This window comes from Aeromonas taiwanensis (assembly GCF_000820165.1).
GTDB classification, from domain to species: Bacteria; Pseudomonadota; Gammaproteobacteria; order Enterobacterales; family Aeromonadaceae; genus Aeromonas; species Aeromonas taiwanensis.
Genome location: NZ_CDDD01000033.1, coordinates 1 through 16,877 on the forward strand (window position 1 = coordinate 1; position 16,877 = coordinate 16,877).

General features: G+C 57.4%; 13 protein-coding genes, 1 tRNA gene and 1 rRNA gene. 8 read left to right on the forward strand and 7 right to left on the reverse strand.

Annotation, left to right across the window (positions count from 1 at the left end; genetic code table 11):
- Positions 1-84: 84 nt before the first annotated feature.
- The 3 genes from rrf to tcdA all read left to right on the forward strand — a co-directional run bounded on the left by rrf (position 85) and on the right by tcdA (position 1,560).
- A 5S ribosomal RNA gene (gene rrf, locus BN1136_RS05810) occupies positions 85-199 on the forward strand.
- 97 nt (positions 200-296) lie between these two features.
- A tRNA-Asp gene (locus tag BN1136_RS05815) sits at positions 297-373 on the forward strand.
- Between the two features lie 350 nt (positions 374-723).
- The gene (gene tcdA / locus BN1136_RS05820) at positions 724-1,560 is read left to right on the forward strand and encodes a tRNA cyclic N6-threonylcarbamoyladenosine(37) synthase TcdA (RefSeq protein ID WP_043763630.1); all 837 of its coding nucleotides are present in this window, start codon (positions 724-726) and stop codon (positions 1,558-1,560) included.
- Between the two features lie 21 nt (positions 1,561-1,581).
- Here the strand turns inward: tcdA and BN1136_RS05825 are convergent, their stop codons facing one another.
- The gene (locus BN1136_RS05825) at positions 1,582-2,016 is read right to left on the reverse strand and encodes a SufE family protein (RefSeq protein WP_043763628.1); all 435 of its coding nucleotides are present in this window, start codon (positions 2,014-2,016) and stop codon (positions 1,582-1,584) included.
- Between the two features lie 13 nt (positions 2,017-2,029).
- Complete coding sequence (locus tag BN1136_RS05830; protein ID WP_043763626.1) at positions 2,030-3,250, reverse strand: SufS family cysteine desulfurase; 1,221 nt, start codon at positions 3,248-3,250, stop codon at positions 2,030-2,032.
- A 152-nt stretch (positions 3,251-3,402) separates the two neighbouring features.
- On the opposite strand from BN1136_RS05830, the gene rep reads away from it, so the two are divergent.
- Complete coding sequence (rep, locus tag BN1136_RS05835; RefSeq protein WP_043763637.1) at positions 3,403-5,415, forward strand: DNA helicase Rep; 2,013 nt, start codon at positions 3,403-3,405, stop codon at positions 5,413-5,415.
- Here rep and BN1136_RS05840 read toward each other — a convergent pair.
- From BN1136_RS05840 to BN1136_RS05860, 5 genes are all read right to left on the reverse strand, one after another.
- Positions 5,402-7,705 (reverse strand): putative bifunctional diguanylate cyclase/phosphodiesterase, encoded by a 2,304-nt coding sequence (locus BN1136_RS05840; protein ID WP_043763624.1) that lies wholly within the window; start codon positions 7,703-7,705, stop codon positions 5,402-5,404. The genes rep and BN1136_RS05840 overlap by 14 nt on opposite strands.
- An 84-nt stretch (positions 7,706-7,789) precedes the next feature.
- Positions 7,790-8,242 (reverse strand): c-type cytochrome, encoded by a 453-nt coding sequence (locus BN1136_RS05845; protein ID WP_043763622.1) that lies wholly within the window; start codon positions 8,240-8,242, stop codon positions 7,790-7,792.
- A gap of 214 nt (positions 8,243-8,456) precedes the next feature.
- A complete protein-coding gene (gene tdh / locus BN1136_RS05850) occupies positions 8,457-9,482 on the reverse strand; it encodes an L-threonine 3-dehydrogenase (protein WP_043763620.1) in 1,026 nt (341 codons plus the stop codon).
- Between the two features lie 86 nt (positions 9,483-9,568).
- A complete protein-coding gene (locus BN1136_RS05855; RefSeq protein WP_043763617.1) occupies positions 9,569-10,759 on the reverse strand; it encodes a glycine C-acetyltransferase in 1,191 nt (396 codons plus the stop codon).
- Positions 10,760-10,942: 183 nt separating this feature from the next.
- Positions 10,943-11,587 (reverse strand): TetR/AcrR family transcriptional regulator, encoded by a 645-nt coding sequence (locus tag BN1136_RS05860; RefSeq protein ID WP_043763615.1) that lies wholly within the window; start codon positions 11,585-11,587, stop codon positions 10,943-10,945.
- 153 nt (positions 11,588-11,740) lie between these two features.
- On the opposite strand from BN1136_RS05860, the gene rfaD reads away from it, so the two are divergent.
- The 4 genes from rfaD to BN1136_RS19685 all read left to right on the forward strand — a co-directional run bounded on the left by rfaD (position 11,741) and on the right by BN1136_RS19685 (position 16,840).
- The gene (rfaD, locus tag BN1136_RS05865) at positions 11,741-12,700 is read left to right on the forward strand and encodes an ADP-glyceromanno-heptose 6-epimerase (protein ID WP_043763612.1); all 960 of its coding nucleotides are present in this window, start codon (positions 11,741-11,743) and stop codon (positions 12,698-12,700) included.
- Positions 12,701-12,749: 49 nt separating this feature from the next.
- Positions 12,750-14,513 carry a bifunctional glycosyltransferase family 4 protein/polysaccharide deacetylase gene (locus BN1136_RS05870; protein ID WP_043763609.1) on the forward strand — a complete coding sequence of 588 codons (1,764 nt, stop codon included), beginning with the start codon at positions 12,750-12,752 and terminating at the stop codon, positions 14,511-14,513.
- A 114-nt stretch (positions 14,514-14,627) separates the two neighbouring features.
- Positions 14,628-15,752, forward strand: a complete 1,125-nt coding sequence (locus BN1136_RS19680; protein ID WP_160171621.1) for an O-antigen ligase family protein — start codon at positions 14,628-14,630, stop codon at positions 15,750-15,752.
- A complete protein-coding gene (locus tag BN1136_RS19685) occupies positions 15,749-16,840 on the forward strand; it encodes a glycosyltransferase (RefSeq protein ID WP_082034977.1) in 1,092 nt (363 codons plus the stop codon). The genes BN1136_RS19680 and BN1136_RS19685 overlap by 4 nt, the downstream gene beginning before the upstream one ends.
- The last annotated feature ends 37 nt before the right edge of the window (positions 16,841-16,877 follow it).

The window sequence follows — 16,877 nt, forward strand, 5'->3', positions numbered from 1 at the left end:
ACAACACCCAAGAAGTGTTCAGAGACTTGTAGCAGATACCGAGAACGAATAACTAAATCAGCTTTTTCAGATTGAAGATTTTTGCCTGGCGGCAATAGCGCAGTGGAACCACCTGACCCCATGCCGAACTCAGAAGTGAAACGCTGTAGCGCCGATGGTAGTGTGGCATTCGCCATGCGAGAGTAGGACACTGCCAGGCACCCAATTAAACGGTGATGTGAAAAACACATGACCGGCTGCGAGGATGACACCTCATAAAGAAGCGGCAAAAGATTTAGCGAAAGCTAACCGAATGCGGAGCGGTAGTTCAGTCGGTTAGAATACCGGCCTGTCACGCCGGGGGTCGCGGGTTCGAGTCCCGTCCGCTCCGCCACTAAATTGAAAGGCCTTCCCTGACGGGAAGGCCTTTTTTCTTACTGGCTTTTGCAAACGTGATAAGGAAACAAGAAACAACCGACGGGCGACGGGGCTGCGACTTGCCACTGGCAACTCGGTCCCGGTCTGTTGTCTCTTGTGCTAGAGCCGGACGCTGTCCGTCTCCCCGTCCGCTCCGCCACTAACAAGAAGCCCAGTCGAAAGACTGGGCTTTTTTTCGTCTCTACGATCTCTTTATCTCATCTCAGTTAGCCTGATTTCGTTGCTCCATCCCGTTTCATGTTTATCTGAAATTCGCCGCCGCCCATGGTTGTCGCTATAATGGCCGCCCTCAAGCAAGGTGGTGGTATGAAAGCAGAATATCTACAGCGATTCGGGGGCATTGCCCGTCTTTATGGCCAGAGCGCGCTTAACTCCTTCAGCCAGGCAAAAGTCTGCGTGGTCGGGATCGGCGGCGTCGGCTCCTGGGCGGCAGAGGCGCTGGCCCGTGCCGGCATCAACCAGATCACCCTGATCGACATGGACGACATCTGCATCACCAACACCAATCGCCAGATCCACGCCATGCAGGGCACGGTCGGTCGCCTCAAGACGGAGGTGATGGCCGAGCGTATCCGTGCCATCAACCCGGATTGCGAGGTGATCGAGGTGGATGACTTCGTCACCGCCGACAATCTGGCCGAGTATATCAAGCGGGAGTTTGACTATGTGGTGGATGCCATTGACTCGGTCAAGGCCAAGGTGGCGCTGATTGCCTTCTGCAAGCGCAACAAGATCCCGGTGATCGTGGCGGGCGGCGCAGGCGGGCAGATGGACCCGACCCAGATCACCGTGGCCGATCTGGCCAAGACCATTCAGGATCCGCTGGCCGCCAAGGTGCGCTCCGACCTGCGCCGACTGCACAACTTCAGCAAGAATCCGGCGCGCAAGTTCGGGGTGGAGTGTGTCTTCTCAACCGAGCAGTTGAGCTACCCGGACGGGAATGGCGGTACCTGTCAGGCCAAGGCGGCCAGCGATGGCAATATGAAGATGGATTGTGCCTCCGGCTTTGGTGCCGTGACGCCGGTGACGGCCACCTTTGGCTTGGTCGCCGCGTCTCGGGTATTGAAGAAGATTGCGGAACGGGGGGCCCGCGCCGAGAAAGAGGCCGGGAATGAAGGCGCAGGGTCGATTGGTGAGGCCTGATCGGCCACTGAACAAGGCGGGTTAGACGGCCTGCTCCCGGATTGCCAACACGATTGCCCTGAGTCCGTTGCCCCGCGACGGGCTCAGGTGTTTCTCGAGCCCCAATTCGCTGAAATAGGCATCCATATCAAAAGCCTGGATAGCATCGGCAGTCTGATGATTGAGCGCCGCCAGTACGATGACGATGAGGCCACGCACGATGCGGGCATCGGAGTCGCAGGCAAAGTGCCAATTGCCATCCTCACCCACTTCTGCTTTTAGCCAGGCCTGGCTTTCACATCCCTTGAGGCGGAATTCCTCCTGCTGCCATTCGCCGGGTAGCGCGGGCAACAGCTTGCCGAGCTGGATGATGAGCCGGTACTGGTTCTCCCAGCCGTTCGCCGCCGCAAACTGTCGGCGGATGCTATCTGCGTCGGGATCAAGGCCGATCCGGGTATAGGTTGCGAGGCTGTTCATCGGGTTGTCTGCCTTAGAAGAAGTCACTGAGTTTGTGCAGGGCGGCCAGCAGGGCGTCCACATCGTCACGGTTGTTGTAACAGGCGAGTGAGGCTCGCATTGTGCCGCCAATGCCAAGGCTCTCCATCAACGGCATGGCGCAGTGGTGGCCGACGCGCAGGGCAATCCCCTGCATATCGAGCAGGGTGGCCGCATCCTGGGGATGGATCTCCTCCAACAGGAAGGAGACTGCACCGGCGCGCTGGCCTGGCTCACCGACCAGACGCAGCCCCGGCACCTGCCGCAGGCCGGCGACCAGATAGTCGGTCAGCGCCTCTTCGTGGCGGGTCAATCCCCCCCGGTCTTGTTCCATCACAAAGTCGATGGCGGCAGCCAGGCCGATGGCGCCAGCGATATGGGGGGTGCCTGCCTCGAACTTGAAGGGCAGGCTATTGAAGGTAGTGCCGCTGAAGCTGACTCTGTCGATCATCTCGCCTCCCGCTTGCCAGGGCGGCATCCGCTCCAATAGCTCAGTGCGGCCCCACAGCACGCCGATCCCGGTCGGGCCGTAGAGCTTGTGGCCGGAGAAGGCGTAGAAGTCGCAGCCGATGGCTTGCACATCCACTTCGAGATGAGCCACAGCCTGGGCGCCGTCGATCAGGGTCAGGGCACCGACCGCCTTGGCCGCCGCCACTATCTGCCCGACAGGGTTGACGGTGCCGAGGGCATTGGATACATGGGCAACGCTCACCAGCCGGGTACGTGGCCCCAGCATGGTCAGATAAACGGCCATGTCGAGATTGCCCCGCTCATCGAGAGGGATGACCCGGATGACGGCGCCGGTACGCTGGGCGACCAGTTGCCAGGGGACGATATTGGCGTGGTGCTCCAGGGTACTGAGCAGGATCTCGTCCCCCGCCTTGAGCGCGCTCATCCCCCAGCTCTGGGCCACCAGGTTGATCGCCTCCGTGGTGCCACGGGTCCAGATCACTTCGTGGTTGAGAGGGGCATTGATAAAGCGGGCGACAGTCTCGCGGGCATCTTCGAAGGCCCGGGTGGCCCGGCCGCTCAGGGCGTGGGCGGCACGGTGCACGTTGGCGTTGTCGGCTCGATAGTAGTGATTGATCGCATCCAGCACCGCCTGCGGTTTCTGGGTGGTGGCGGCGTTGTCCAGATAGATCAGAGGGTGGCCGTTGACCTCCTGTGCCAAGGCCGGAAACTGGCCGCGCAGCAGGGCGTGCTGTTGCTGATTCATGCTCCCCTCATCTCATCTGGAAAAGTCGGTCATGATCCGGAAAATGGCGGGCAAACACAAGACGAAGTGACGGGCTCCCGTGTCCGGTTTCGGCTGCCCGCGGGATCTCTGCTACAATGCCGCCCCTCATCATAAGCCAAGAGATCCGGCCCATGAAGCTCAACCCCAATCAGAACGAAGCGGTCAAGTATGTCTCCGGCCCTTGCCTGGTGCTGGCGGGAGCCGGATCGGGCAAGACCCGCGTCATCACCAACAAGATTGCCTATCTGGTTCAGCAGTGCGGCTACAACGCGCGCAACATAGCGGCAGTCACCTTTACCAACAAGGCGGCGCGGGAGATGAAAGAGCGGGTTGGCCAGACCCTGGGTCGCAAGGAGGCTCGGGGGCTCATGGTCTCCACTTTCCATACCCTGGGGCTCGAGATCATCCGTCGTGAGCACAAGAGCCTGAACCTCAAGGCCAATTTTTCCCTGTTCGACGATACCGATCAGCTGGCGCTGCTCAAAGAATTGACGGAAACCGAGCTCGACAACGACAAGGACAAGCTCTCCGCCCTCATCAGCCAGATCTCCAATTGGAAGAACGACCTCATCCTGCCGGCCCGCGCCATGCGCATCGCCCGCGGGCCGGAAGAGGTGCTGATGGCTCAGCTCTACGAGCGCTATCACCGGCAAATGGTGGCCTACAATGCGCTGGATTTCGACGATCTCATCGTGATGCCGACCCTGCTGCTCAAGAGCAACCAGGAGGTGCGCGAGCGCTGGCAGAACAAGATCCGCTATCTGCTGGTCGACGAATACCAGGACACCAACACCAGCCAGTACGAGCTGGTAAAGCAGATCGTCGGCGAGCGTGCCCGCTTCACAGTGGTGGGGGACGACGACCAGTCCATCTATTCCTGGCGCGGGGCAAAGCCGCAGAATCTGGTGCTGCTGAACGAAGATTTCCCCAATCTGCGGCTCATCAAGCTTGAGCAGAACTACCGCTCCAAGCGGCGCATCCTCAAGTGCGCCAACATCCTGATCGCCAACAACCCCCATGTCTACGACAAGGCGCTCTTCTCCGAGCTGGACGAGGGGGTGAAGCTCAAGGTGCTGTTTGCCAAGAACGAGGAGCACGAGGCGGAGCGCATCGCCGCCGAGCTGATGGGCCACAAGTTCATGAATCGCACCCGCTTCAAGGATTACGCCATCCTCTACCGGGGCAACCATCAGTCGCGCATCTTCGAGAAGGCGCTGATGACCAACCGCATTCCTTACCGTATCTCGGGGGGCACCTCCTTCTTCTCCCGCACCGAGATCAAGGACATCATGGCCTACCTCAAGTTGCTGGTGAATCCGGACGAGGACACCGCCTTCCTGCGGGTGGTGAACCTGCCGCGTCGGGAGATAGGCCCCACCACCCTGGAGAAACTGGGCCAATACGCCAACCAGCGTGGCAAGAGCCTGTTTGCTGCCAGCTTCGAGCTGGGGCTGGAGCAGCACCTCTCCGGCCGTGGCCTCGTCGCCTTGCAGGCTTTCACCAACTGGCTGGTTCGGCTCGGTGATCAGGCCCTGCGCGGCAACCCGGTGGAAGCGGTGCGGGACATGATCAAGGAGATCCACTACGAGGAGTGGCTCTACGAGACGTCTCCCAGCCCCAGGGCGGCCGAGATGCGGATGCAGAACGTTTCCACTCTCTATCGCTGGATCAGCGAGATGCTGGAGGGAGATGAACTCGAGGAGTCGATGACACTCGCCCAAGTGGTCACACGCCTCACCCTGCGGGACATGATGGAACGCAACGAGGGGGAGGACGAGGCGGATCAGGTGCAGCTGATGACATTGCATGCCTCCAAGGGGCTGGAGTTTCCCTATGTCTACATGGTGGGCATGGAGGAGGGGTTGCTGCCTCACCAGACCAGCATCGACGAGGACAACGTGGAGGAGGAGCGTCGCCTCGCCTACGTGGGGATCACCCGGGCCCAGACCGAGCTGACCTTCACCCTCTGCAAGGAGCGGCGCCAGTATGGCGAGTCGGTCCGGCCGGAGCCGAGTCGCTTCCTGCTGGAGTTGCCCCAGGATGACCTGGAGTGGGAAAACCAGAAGCAGGTGAGCGCCGAGGAGCGCCAGCAGAAGGGGCAGATGGCGGTGGCCAACCTGCGCGCCATGTTCAAGAAGGATTGATGTCGGAAGGTATCATTTCCCGACCCGTCTGACTCAGCAGGGGCAGGATGTCGGCTCCCGGCAGCGGGGGGGAGATGTGGCGCCCCTGCCCGAGAGCACAGCCGAGCTCGATCAGCTTCATCAGTTGCTGCTGGTTTTCGATGCCCTCGACCACCAGAGTGAAATCGAGATCCTGACAGATGTCGCGCATGGCGCGGATCAGCGCGAGATCCCTGGGGGAATTCATCATGCGGTGGGTGAAGCTGTCATCCACCTTGATGTAGTCCACCGGGAAGTGGAACAGGGCGTTGAGGGAGGAGAAGCCGGTGCCGAAGTCATCCAGGCTGATCTGGATCCCCTTGGCCCTGAGCTCATGCAGCGCGGTGAGCGAGTCGGCATTCTGCCTGGAGATCTCGCGCTCGTTGAACTCGAAGATGAAATAACCTGGAATGACTCCCTCCTCCTCCATGATGCCGACCAGCCGCATGATCTGATCGCGGCTGGCCAGATGCTTGCCGGAGAGATTGAGGGCTATCTTGAAGCGACTGTTCCCCGAAACCGGCAACCAGAGCTTCAGCTGCTGGCAGGTGCGCCTCAGGATCTGGCGATCCAGATCCTGGATGAGGCCGCACTGCTCGGCCAGGGGAATGAAGTCGAAGGCATCCTTGAGTTCCCCCTCCTCGGTGATCCAGCGCGCCATCACCTCCAAGCCGACCAGACGGCTGTCGCACAGCCGGATCACCGGCTGGAAGTAGGGGACGACCCTGCCTTCTCGCAAGGCCCTGAACAGCCGCTCCTCCGGTGAGCCGGCATGCTCGGTGCAGGCCTCGGAATACATGACGATGCGGCTGCGGCCGTTGCGCTTGGCCTGATACATGGCGAGATCGGCCTGGTGTAGCAGTTCGCTGATGTCGGCGGTCTGCTCCGACACACTGGCCACCCCCAGGCTGAGGGTAATGGTCAGCTCATTGCCCTGCAGCCGGAACGGGTGGGCAATGCGGGCAAGGATGCGGTTGAGCACGGGGCTGATGTCCGCTTCCCGCTGGCTGTTGTCGAGATAGATGACAAATTCGTCCCCCCCGAGCCGTGCCACCATGTCATTTTGCCTGATGCAGCTCTGCAGGCGGTTGCCCAGCTCCTGCAGCAGCTGATCCCCTGTGCTGTGTCCCAATGCGTCATTGACCTGCTTGAAGTGATCCACATCGGCGAAGATCAGGGTGAAACCGGCGCTCTGGTAACGGCGGTAGCGTGTCATGGCATGGTGAAGGTGATTCATCAGCAGGGCCCGGTTTGGCAGCTGGGTCAGGGGGTCGTGCAGGGCGTTGAACTGGAGCCGCCGCTCCAGCTCCTGGTAGTGCTTGAGCCGCTTCTGCAGCCTGAGGTTGGTTTGGCGAAGCTGTTGGAGCCGCTGGTTGATGGACTCTTCCGAGTTGAGAGCATCCAGTTGTTGCCTGACTCTTTTCAGCTCCAGCAGCAGGGTCAGCTGATGGCGCAGGAAGTCGAGAAACAGCCTGTCATCGGCTGCCAGGGGGTGGGCCGTGTTGATGATGAGGTGGGCAAAATACTGTTGTTGCTGGCGCAGGGGCAGACTGTACCAGTAGAGGCCGGCGTCGTGGCGCTCGATGCTGTTGGTGCTGTGGCACAGGGCCTGGAGAATGTCGTCATCATACGAGAGGTGCGTCGGGTAGAGTCGATCCAGGCGCTGGTTCTCCAGCCGGATCAGCAACATGTCGCTGACGGCCAGCATCTGGCGCAGCACCGCCTCCAGCTGGGCAAACAGGGCATGCTGCGGCAGGTTGTGAGCGAGCCGCATGATGCGGCCTATCTTCTCTATTTTTTCCTGCCAGTGGGGATCCCGCTGCATGAGGGGGGAGGCCTGCCCAGCCAGCTGGGCGCCGGCCTGGGTCTCGTGCAGGCGCTTGGCCAGGCACTCCAGCAGCAGCCGCAGGGTGGGTGTCTGCTCCGGGGTCGTGCGGGCCAGCAGCCACTGTACCTCGAGGTGCTCCACGATCTGCACGCACCAGCCCTGGTGCTCATCGAGCCGGGTGAGCTGTTCCGTGAGGCGGGGTTCTTCCCGTCCCAGCTGCTGCTTGAAAGTCTCGGGCAGCTGATGTTCGTGCAACCAGCGCAGGCCACCGTTGACCAGCCCCAGCATGGCAAAGTGCTGCAAGGGGCAGAGTCTGTCCAGCTGTGCAACGAGTCTTGCGTAATCTTGGGGGGCGGCGATGCCGGGAGCGGGAAAATCCATGATGGATGAAATGACCGCCAGCAAAGAGGAGGAGTCTGGCGGCGTGGTGGACTGGACTGACATGCAATGCTCCCGAATCAACTTACCTTCAAGCGTAGTCGGAAGTGCTTGGATTGAAAGGGCTGCAATGGGAGCCCTTTCAGATACTTAGAGCTTGTCGATCATGTAGTGAATGGCGTTCTCGATCTCTTCGTCACTACAGGCTGCGCAAGTGCCCCGTGGTGGCATCATGCCGGCCTTGCCGGTGAAGCCTTCGATGGCATGCTTGCGCAAGGTATCGAAGCCCTGGGCGATGCGCGGTTCCCAGGCCGCCTTGTCTCCCCGTTTCGGGGCGCCGGCGGCACCGGTGTCGTGGCAGGCAAAACAGGCTGCCTTGAACACGGTCTCGCCATCCCGTGGACCGGACGATGCGGCGGCAGGGGCTGCGGCGGCCGTCGCGATCCCCTCCAAATCCTTGGCGGTATAGACCTGGCCGACCGGGGCGATGCGCTCGGCGATGGCTTCCGGTGACATCTCATCGGCGGCAAACACGGTGCCGGACAGGGTGGCGGCCGCCATCCCGGCAGCCAGCAAATAGCTCAGTTTTTTCAACACGCTCATGTACTCCCAGCAGGCTCTTATTATCCCTAGAAAACGACGGGATTATAACCGAATAGTTACAGGCATTTAAACGCTTGTGTGTGAAGTGTTAAGCAATCTGCGAACAAAGTTTCGACGACGGGAGAGAGGAAGATCTGGTGGCCCCAAAAAGAAACCCGGTATGCACCGGGTTTCATGAGTCAGTCAAGGCGGGGGGCTATGTGCCCCGAGCTCGTCAGTCCCAGCTCAGGATCACCTTGCCGGACTGGCCGGAGCGCATGGCATCGAACCCCTGCTGGAAGTCGTCGACCTTGAAGCGGTGGGTGATGATGGGGGAGAGATCCAGCCCGGACTGGATGAGGCTTGCCATCTTGTACCAGGTCTCGAACATCTCGCGGCCGTAGATCCCCTTGATGAACAGTCCCTTGAAGATCACCTTGCCCCAGTCGATGGCCATGGTGGAGGGGGGAATGCCGAGCATGGCGATCTTGCCGCCGTGGTTCATCTTGTCGATCATGTCCTGGAAGGCGCTGGGTACGCCGGACATCTCCAGCCCCACGTCGAAGCCCTCGGTCATGCCGAGCTCGGCCATGACGTCGGAGAGCTTCTCCTTGCTCACGTTGACGGCGCGGGTGGCACCCATCTTGCGGGCCAGCTCGAGACGGTACTCGTTAACGTCGGTGATCACCACGTGGCGGGCGCCCACATGACGGCAGACCGCGGCGGCCATGATGCCGATGGGGCCGGCGCCGGTGATGAGCACGTCCTCACCCACCAGATCGAAGGAGAGGGCGGTGTGCACGGCGTTGCCGAACGGATCGAAGATGGCGGCCAGCTCGTCGGGGATGTTGTCCGGCAGCTTGAAGGCGTTGAAGGCCGGGATCACCAGGTACTCGGCAAACGACCCCGGGCGGTTGACGCCCACGCCAATGGTGTTGCGGCACAGGTGGGTGCGGCCGGCGCGGCAGTTGCGGCAGTGGCCGCAGGTGATATGGCCTTCACCCGACACGCGATCCCCCACTGCGAAGCCGCGCACTTCCTGACCGACGGCTACCACTTCCCCCACATATTCGTGGCCGACGACCATGGGTACCGGGATGGTCTTCTGGGACCATTCGTCCCAGTTGTAGATGTGGATGTCGGTGCCGCAGATGGCGGTCTTGCGGATCTTGATCAGCAGATCGTTGTGGCCGAGCTCGGGAGCCGGCACGTCTGTCATCCAGATGCCGACTTCGGATTTGAGTTTGGAGAGTGCTTTCATGACAGAGTCCTCACGGCGCTGTGCCGGGTACAGAGGGTAATAAAAGGGGCCCAACCTTGGCCCCTGTTTCAATCAATCATCCGGGTTCAGATCACGCCCAGTTCGCGGCCGATGCGGATGAAGGCATCGATCGCCTTGTCCAGCTGCTCCCGGGTGTGGGCGGCGGACATCTGGGTGCGGATGCGTGCCTGGCCCTTGGGCACCACGGGGAAGGAGAAGCCCACCACGTAGATGCCGGCGTCCAGCATGCGGCTCGCCATCTCGGCGGCCAGCTTGGCATCCCCCAGCATGACCGGGATGATGGCGTGATCGGCCCCGGCCAGGGTGAAGCCCGCGGCGCTCATCCGCTCGCGGAAATAGGCGCTGTTCTCTTTCAGGCGGGCGCGCAGGTCGTGGCCGTCGGCCAGCATGTCGATCACCTTGATGGTGGCCGAGACGATGGAGGGGGCCAGGGAGTTGGAGAAGAGGTAGGGACGGGAGCGCTGACGCAGCCAGTCGATCACCTCTTTCTTGCCGGAGGTATAGCCGCCAGAGGCGCCGCCCAGGGCCTTGCCCAGGGTGCCGGTGATGATGTCGACCCTGTCCATGACGCCACAGTATTCGTGGGTGCCGCGGCCGTTCTCGCCGATGAAGCCGACGGCGTGGGAGTCATCCACCATGACCAGGGCATCATACTTGTCCGCCAGATCGCAGATGGATTTGAGGTCGGCGATGACGCCGTCCATGGAGAAGACGCCGTCGGTGGCGATCAGCTTGAAGCGGGCGCCATCGGCATCGGCCTGCTTGAGCTGGGCTTCCAGCTCGGCCATGTCGTTGTTGGCGTAGCGGTAGCGTTTGGCTTTGCACAGGCGCACGCCATCGATGATGGAGGCGTGGTTGAGCGCGTCGGAGATGATGGCGTCTTCCGCACCGAACAGGGTCTCGAACAGACCGCCGTTGGCATCGAAGCAGGAAGAGTAGAGGATGCTGTCCTCGGTGCCGAGGAAGGCAGACAGCTTCTGCTCCAGCGCCTTGTGCTGATCCTGGGTGCCGCAGATGAAACGTACCGAGGCCATGCCGAAGCCGTGGCTGTCGAGGCCCTGATGGGCGGCGGTAATGAGATCAGGGTGGTTGGCCAGCCCCAGATAGTTGTTGGCACAGAAGTTCAGTACCTGCTCGCCGCCCACCGCAATCTGGGCCTGCTGGGCCGAGGTGATGATGCGTTCCTGCTTGTATAGCCCTTCCGCCTTGACCTGTTCGAGCTGCTCGGTCAGGTGACGATAGAATCCGTTAGACATCCTCGGTCCTCATTGCTGTATCGACTGGGTAATCAGGATCTCGGGCCGTGCAACCCGTACGGTGCGGCGTCGTCACGGTCGCGACGAAACGCCGACAGACCCTAGAATGGGCAACATTTTACTGTAATCCCTGCGCATAAATTCAAATTTTTATGCTGGTATTAAACAATTGTGAAACAGATCTCACCCGGCTGGTTGGGCCAGTTGGTGGTAATGCTGCTCCAGCTGGTGGATCTGCGTGGCCACCTGAGGCTGCACATAGGGGCGCAGCAGGAACAGCACGCGCAAGACTCCCTGATAGAGCAATGGCTTGGTGATGCGGGTGTGGGGAGCCTGGGCGATCTGGAAGGGGATCCAGCAGGTGACGACCATCTTGATGGTCTGGCCCAGATCCGGCAGGTCTTCGTCGCTGACCGCGAGTATGCCCCCCTCGCGCAGGCTCCTGAGCAGCGCCTCCACGGTGGCACGCAGCTGCTCCTGGGCTTTGAGGTATTTCTGTTGCAACGGTTCGTCGCGACTCAAAATGTCCGGCAGATTTGCGTAAAAGAAGCGGAATTGCCACATCAGGTAGAAGATGGCATCCAGATAACCCATCAGGTCTTCCAGATTGATCTCCTGTTTGCGCGCGGGGGCAAAGCTCTCGCTCAGGTGGCGGGCATATTGATCGAAGATGGAGTGAATGATGTCTTCTTTGTTGCGAAAGTGATAGTAGAGGTTGCCCGGGCTGATGCCGAGGTGCGCGGCAATGTGGTTGGTGGTGATGTTGCGTTCACCCTGGTCGTTGAACAGCTCGATGGCGCTGTGGATGATCCTGTCTCTGGTCTTCATCGCTGATCCCTCTGCCGGGCCCCGGGGGGAAAGTCATCGAGGTCGAATCCCCCTGCGGCCCGTGATAAACTTTTCGGCAATTTCAAATTGGCCCACTATACACAGCTTTAACAGGCAGTCACACGGGGCCACAACGTACGCGAGGCAAACTCCATGATCGTAGTAACTGGCGGTGCTGGCTTTATCGGCAGCAATCTGGTCAAGCAGCTGAACGCTCAAGGACGGACCGATATCGTGGTCATCGATGACCTGACCGACGGCACCAAGTTCGTCAACCTGGTCGATCTCACCATCGCCGATTACATGGACAAGGATGAGTTCCAGGCGCGCATCGTCTCCGGTGACGAATTCGAGGAGTGGGATGGCGGTATCGAGGTGATCTTCCACGAGGGTGCCTGCTCCGCGACCACGGAGTGGAACGGCAAGTTCATCATGGAGGTCAACTACGAGTACTCCAAGGATCTGTTCCACTACTGCATCGAGCGGGAGATCCCGTTCATCTACGCCTCCTCCGCCGCTACCTATGGCGGTCGCAATGACAACTTCATCGAAGATCCCAAGTTCGAGCAGCCCCTGAACGTCTATGGCTACTCCAAGCAGCTGTTCGATCAGTACGTGCGCCGCTGGATGCCGGAGATCAACTCCCAGGTCGTGGGCCTGAAGTATTTCAACGTCTACGGTCCGCGCGAGCAGCACAAGGGCTCCATGGCGTCCGTGGCTTTCCATCTCAACACCCAGGTGAAGCAGGGTGACAACCCCAAGCTGTTTGAAGGCTGTGACGGCTTCCCGGACGGCGGCCAGATGCGCGATTTCATCTATGTGGACGACGTCTGCAAGGTGAACCTCTGGTTCTGGCAGAACCCGCAGCACTCCGGCATCTTCAACTGTGGTACCGGCCGTGCCGAGCCGTTCCAGAACGTGGCCGAGGCGGTGATCAAGCATCACCAGAAAGGCGCCATCGAATACATCCCCTTCCCGGATCACCTCAAGGGCCGCTACCAGAGCTTCACCCAGGCTGACCTCACCAAGTTGCGCGGCGTCGGTTATGACGGCGAGTTCAAGACAGTGGCCGAAGGCGTGGCCGATTACATGGCCTGGCTGAACCGGGCTTGATCCCCCTCTGACGGGTGGCCCTGGCCACCCGTCGATCGGATGCGCTTGCATGAACATATTGATGGCTCTCTCCCAGCTCGAAGTGACGGGAGCTGAGGTCTATGCCACCACGGTTGGCAACGAGCTGACCCGGCGTGGTCACAACGTCTTCTATGTCTCGGATACCCTGACCAAGCCCACCCAAGGGCCTGTGTTCAAGCTGCGTTTCAACAAGCGCAGCATCCTGCGCCGTTTCTGGCACGTGTTTTACCTCGTCTACCTGATCAAGAAGCATCATATCCAGTTGGTGCATGCCCACTCGCGTGCCTCCGGCTGGAGCAGCTATGTGGCCTGCAAGCTGACCGGCACCCCCATGATCACCACGGTGCACGGTCGCCAGCCGGTGCATGCCTCCCGCAAGGCATTTCATGCGTTGGGCTACCGGGCGGTGGCAGTGTGCGAGGATATCGCCAGCCAGATCATCGACAATCTGGGGGTGGATCCCGCCATCGTCCAGGTACTGCGCAACGGCATCGAGACCGACAAGTTCCAGCCCGTGCCGGCTCCGGACAACGACAAGCCGGTGATTGCCATCATCGGTCGGCTGAGCGGCCCCAAGGGGGAGCTCTGCTACCGGTTGCTGGATGAGGTGCTGGATCTGGATGCCTGCCGGGTGCGGGTCGTCAGCGGTACCCGGGTGCCGGAGCGGTTCGCCCGGTTCCAGGACAAGGTCGACTTTGTGGGCTATATGGACGATGTGCCCGCCCTGCTGGCAGGCTGCGATCTGGTTGTGGGCGCCGGTCGGGTGGCGATGGAGGCTCTGCTGTGTGGTCGTCCGGCGTTTGCCATCGGTGAGGCCAAGGCGATCGGGCTGGTGGACGAGTCGAATCTGGATGAGGCGCTCGCCAGCAACTTCGGTGACATCGGCCCCAGGGATCTGGCCATCGACTTTGCCGGGCTGAAGGCGCAGATTCCTTCGGCGCTGGCCTGCAAGGTGGTGCCAGACCCTGTGCGCCAGCGTGTTTTGCAGGAGTATGACCTGCAAGGTGTGGTCACCGGGCTGGAGTCCATCTACCAGGACGCCGTAGTGGAGACCCTGCGCCGGGAGATGCCGGTCATCATGTACCACCGCTTCATCGAGCATGACAGTGAGAAGGGGGTGCATGGCACCTGGTTGCCCATCACCATGTTCGAAAAGCACCTGCGCTTAATGAAGTGGCTCGGCTATGAGACGCTGACATTCGCAGATATAGCGGACAAGGGTTTTATCCATCGACTGCAATACGGCAAGAAGTACCTGATGATCACCGTGGACGACGGCTATCTGGACAACCTGACCCGCATGTTGCCGCTGCTGGAAAAATATGGCTACAAGGCGGTGGTCTACGTGGTGACTGGCGAGGATCACAACCGCTGGGACGTGGAGCATCCGACCCACCCCGATACCCCGGTGACCCTGATGAAACCGGAGGAGATCAAGGCGATCGTGGCCTCCGGGCATGTGGAAATCGGGGGACATACCCTGACCCACCCCCGTCTGAGCCAGCTGACGCCTGAGCAACAGGCTCACGAGATCCGGGCAAACAAGGCGTGGCTGGAGCAGTTGCTGGGCCACCCGCTGCTCTCTTTTGCCTACCCTTACGGGGATCTGAACGACAGCGCAAAAGCCCAGGCCTGCGACGCCGGTTATCGCTATGCTGTGGCCACCAACAGCGGCCCCAGAGCCATGCATCAGGACCCGCTTCAGATCCGCCGGATCGCCATCTTCCCCCGTACCGATGTGTTCGGCCTGTGGCGAAAAATTTGTGGCAATTATGTATTTAGGAAGAATTAGTTAATGCCTATTAACAGCAAAATTCTACTTGTTCGAATGACAATAGGTTTATTTTCCTTATCAATTATATTTTTGTTTTGTGGTTTGTTTATCGTTCCATCTGGAACATCATACATGTCAACTCTTATTGTATTATCATGTTTTTTTGGTGTTGTTAATTTTTTTACTGGTGATAAGACAAGTGTAGGTTTGCGAGACAAAAGGCTGCTGTTTGCTTTTCTAGCATATGCACTGGTCATTCTCGTTAATAGACAAATTCATGGCGATGCGTCTTGGATCATGAGAAATATACTTTATGTTATAGTTTTTTCATTTTTCCTGCCAAGAGAGAGAATAATAATTAATATAGGTGTGCTGAGTGTGATTATGGGAGGCATATCTATTGGCGGGCTTAGTGTGTGGCAATACTATCATGGCTTGGATAGAGTTGAGGGGTATACAAATGCCATCTTATTCTCCCAGGCAGCTTTAGTCATGTTTATCTTAAACATGATGGTTGTGTTTTCCTGCCAGCGGATTTATGTGTCTTTTCTCGCTAGTGTTGCAGTACTTGGCTCACTCTATGCGCTATATCAATCACAGAGCAGAGGGGTATGGATTGCAGCTGTTTTCATCATAATGATCGTATCATTTGTAAAACTAAAACATAAGCCTATAAAACTGTCTCTTTTAATTCTTGCCTTTATCATATCAATGATACTGCTGTACCAGTACAGCCCTGTAGTGCAGCAGCGAATCTTGGATGCTACGAGTGACCTGGATAAGATGCAAGGTAATTCCTATGACACATCGTGGGGATTGAGGCTAATGGCATGGAAGAGTGCCTGGTTCGGATTTTTAGAATATCCCATTTTTGGCATTGGCTATCATGGCTTAGATGGTCTGAGGCTTGATCAACTGAAGTTAGGCATTGTTGATCAGTTCTATATAAATAATGGGGTGTATCATGCGCACAACCAATTCATGCAAAATATACTTATTAGAGGAATGTTAGGTGGGGTGGTGGCTATTCTTGTTTTAATTTATCCTATTGTAATAGCTAGAAGATCTTTTGGTGTTTTTTCTGCCTCGACATTAGTTCCTATCGGTATACTGATCTGCAGTTTATCAGATGTCCCTCTAGAGCATCAAAATACATTGTATATCTATACATTGAGTCTTGTGCTCTGCTGGTTTTACTATGAAAACGCTCATCTTTTAGAGGGTGTAAATAGTGAGGAGGGGATTTCTGAAAAATGAAAAAAGTAGCCTTTTTGATCGAGAGATTACACATGGGGGGGGCCGAAAAGGTTCTTCTAGAATATATTAAGTTACTGTCATCTTCAGGAAAGTATTCATTGCTGGTAATAACAAGCAAGAATAATCAGGAGGAGTTCCTGTGTCAGGAAATTATGAGGTATGCACAGTATGCATACCTCCTTGAAGATGAGGTTGTAAATAAAGCTAACTTTATTAACAAGATCAAGCGCTCATTGAATAGAAAAGCAAAGCTAAAAGCCCTTCTTGCTGGCTATGATGTGATAGTGGATTTTATTGATGCTGACTTTCATAAGTATATTAAAAAATTTAAAAATAAAAAAATAACTTTTTTACACTCTAGTTTTATTAATCTCGAGAAGAGAAAGCGTGGTATTAGAGAACGATGTGATGGTTATGATAATATAATTTTTATTTGTCACGATATGCGTGATGAAGTAGCGCCTCTGAATGTTTCATGGTGGAATAGAACATCGGTTATTTATAATCCGTTTGACTTTATCAAGATAGAACGTGAGTCACTAAATTACTCCGTTCTAACTTCAAAAGAGAAAGAGCTTCTATCGTGTGATTATATATTGAGCGTATCAAGGTTGGATGAAAAGACGAAAGATATTTCTGGTCTTATAAATGCTTTCTCTATCGCGAGAGATAATGGATTGAACAAAAAGTTATTCATTGTTGGTGATGGCGAAGATAGGTACCTGTTGGAAGAATTAGCTAGAAAATTTGGTTTGACAAATGAGATAGTCTTTCTTGGGCAACAATCCAACCCTTATGTGTGGATGAGGCATGCTAGTTCATTTGTACTTAGCTCTAAAGGAGAGGGATTTGGCCTTGTTCTTGTGGAGGCTTTATTTTTAACAGGCAGCGTTATCTCAACCGATTGTCCTGTTGGACCAAGTGAGATATTAGAAAGGGGCTCCAATGGAGCTCTGTATCCGATGGGAGACTATGACCAGCTTGCTAAGTTGCTTTGTAATCCACCACCAAAAATTGAAAATATTGATCTGACAAAATACTCAAGAGAAAAATTGCTTCGTGATATAGTATCTGTTCTGGATAAGTAGTGCTTAATTTATATGACAGTTTTTACATACATTATAT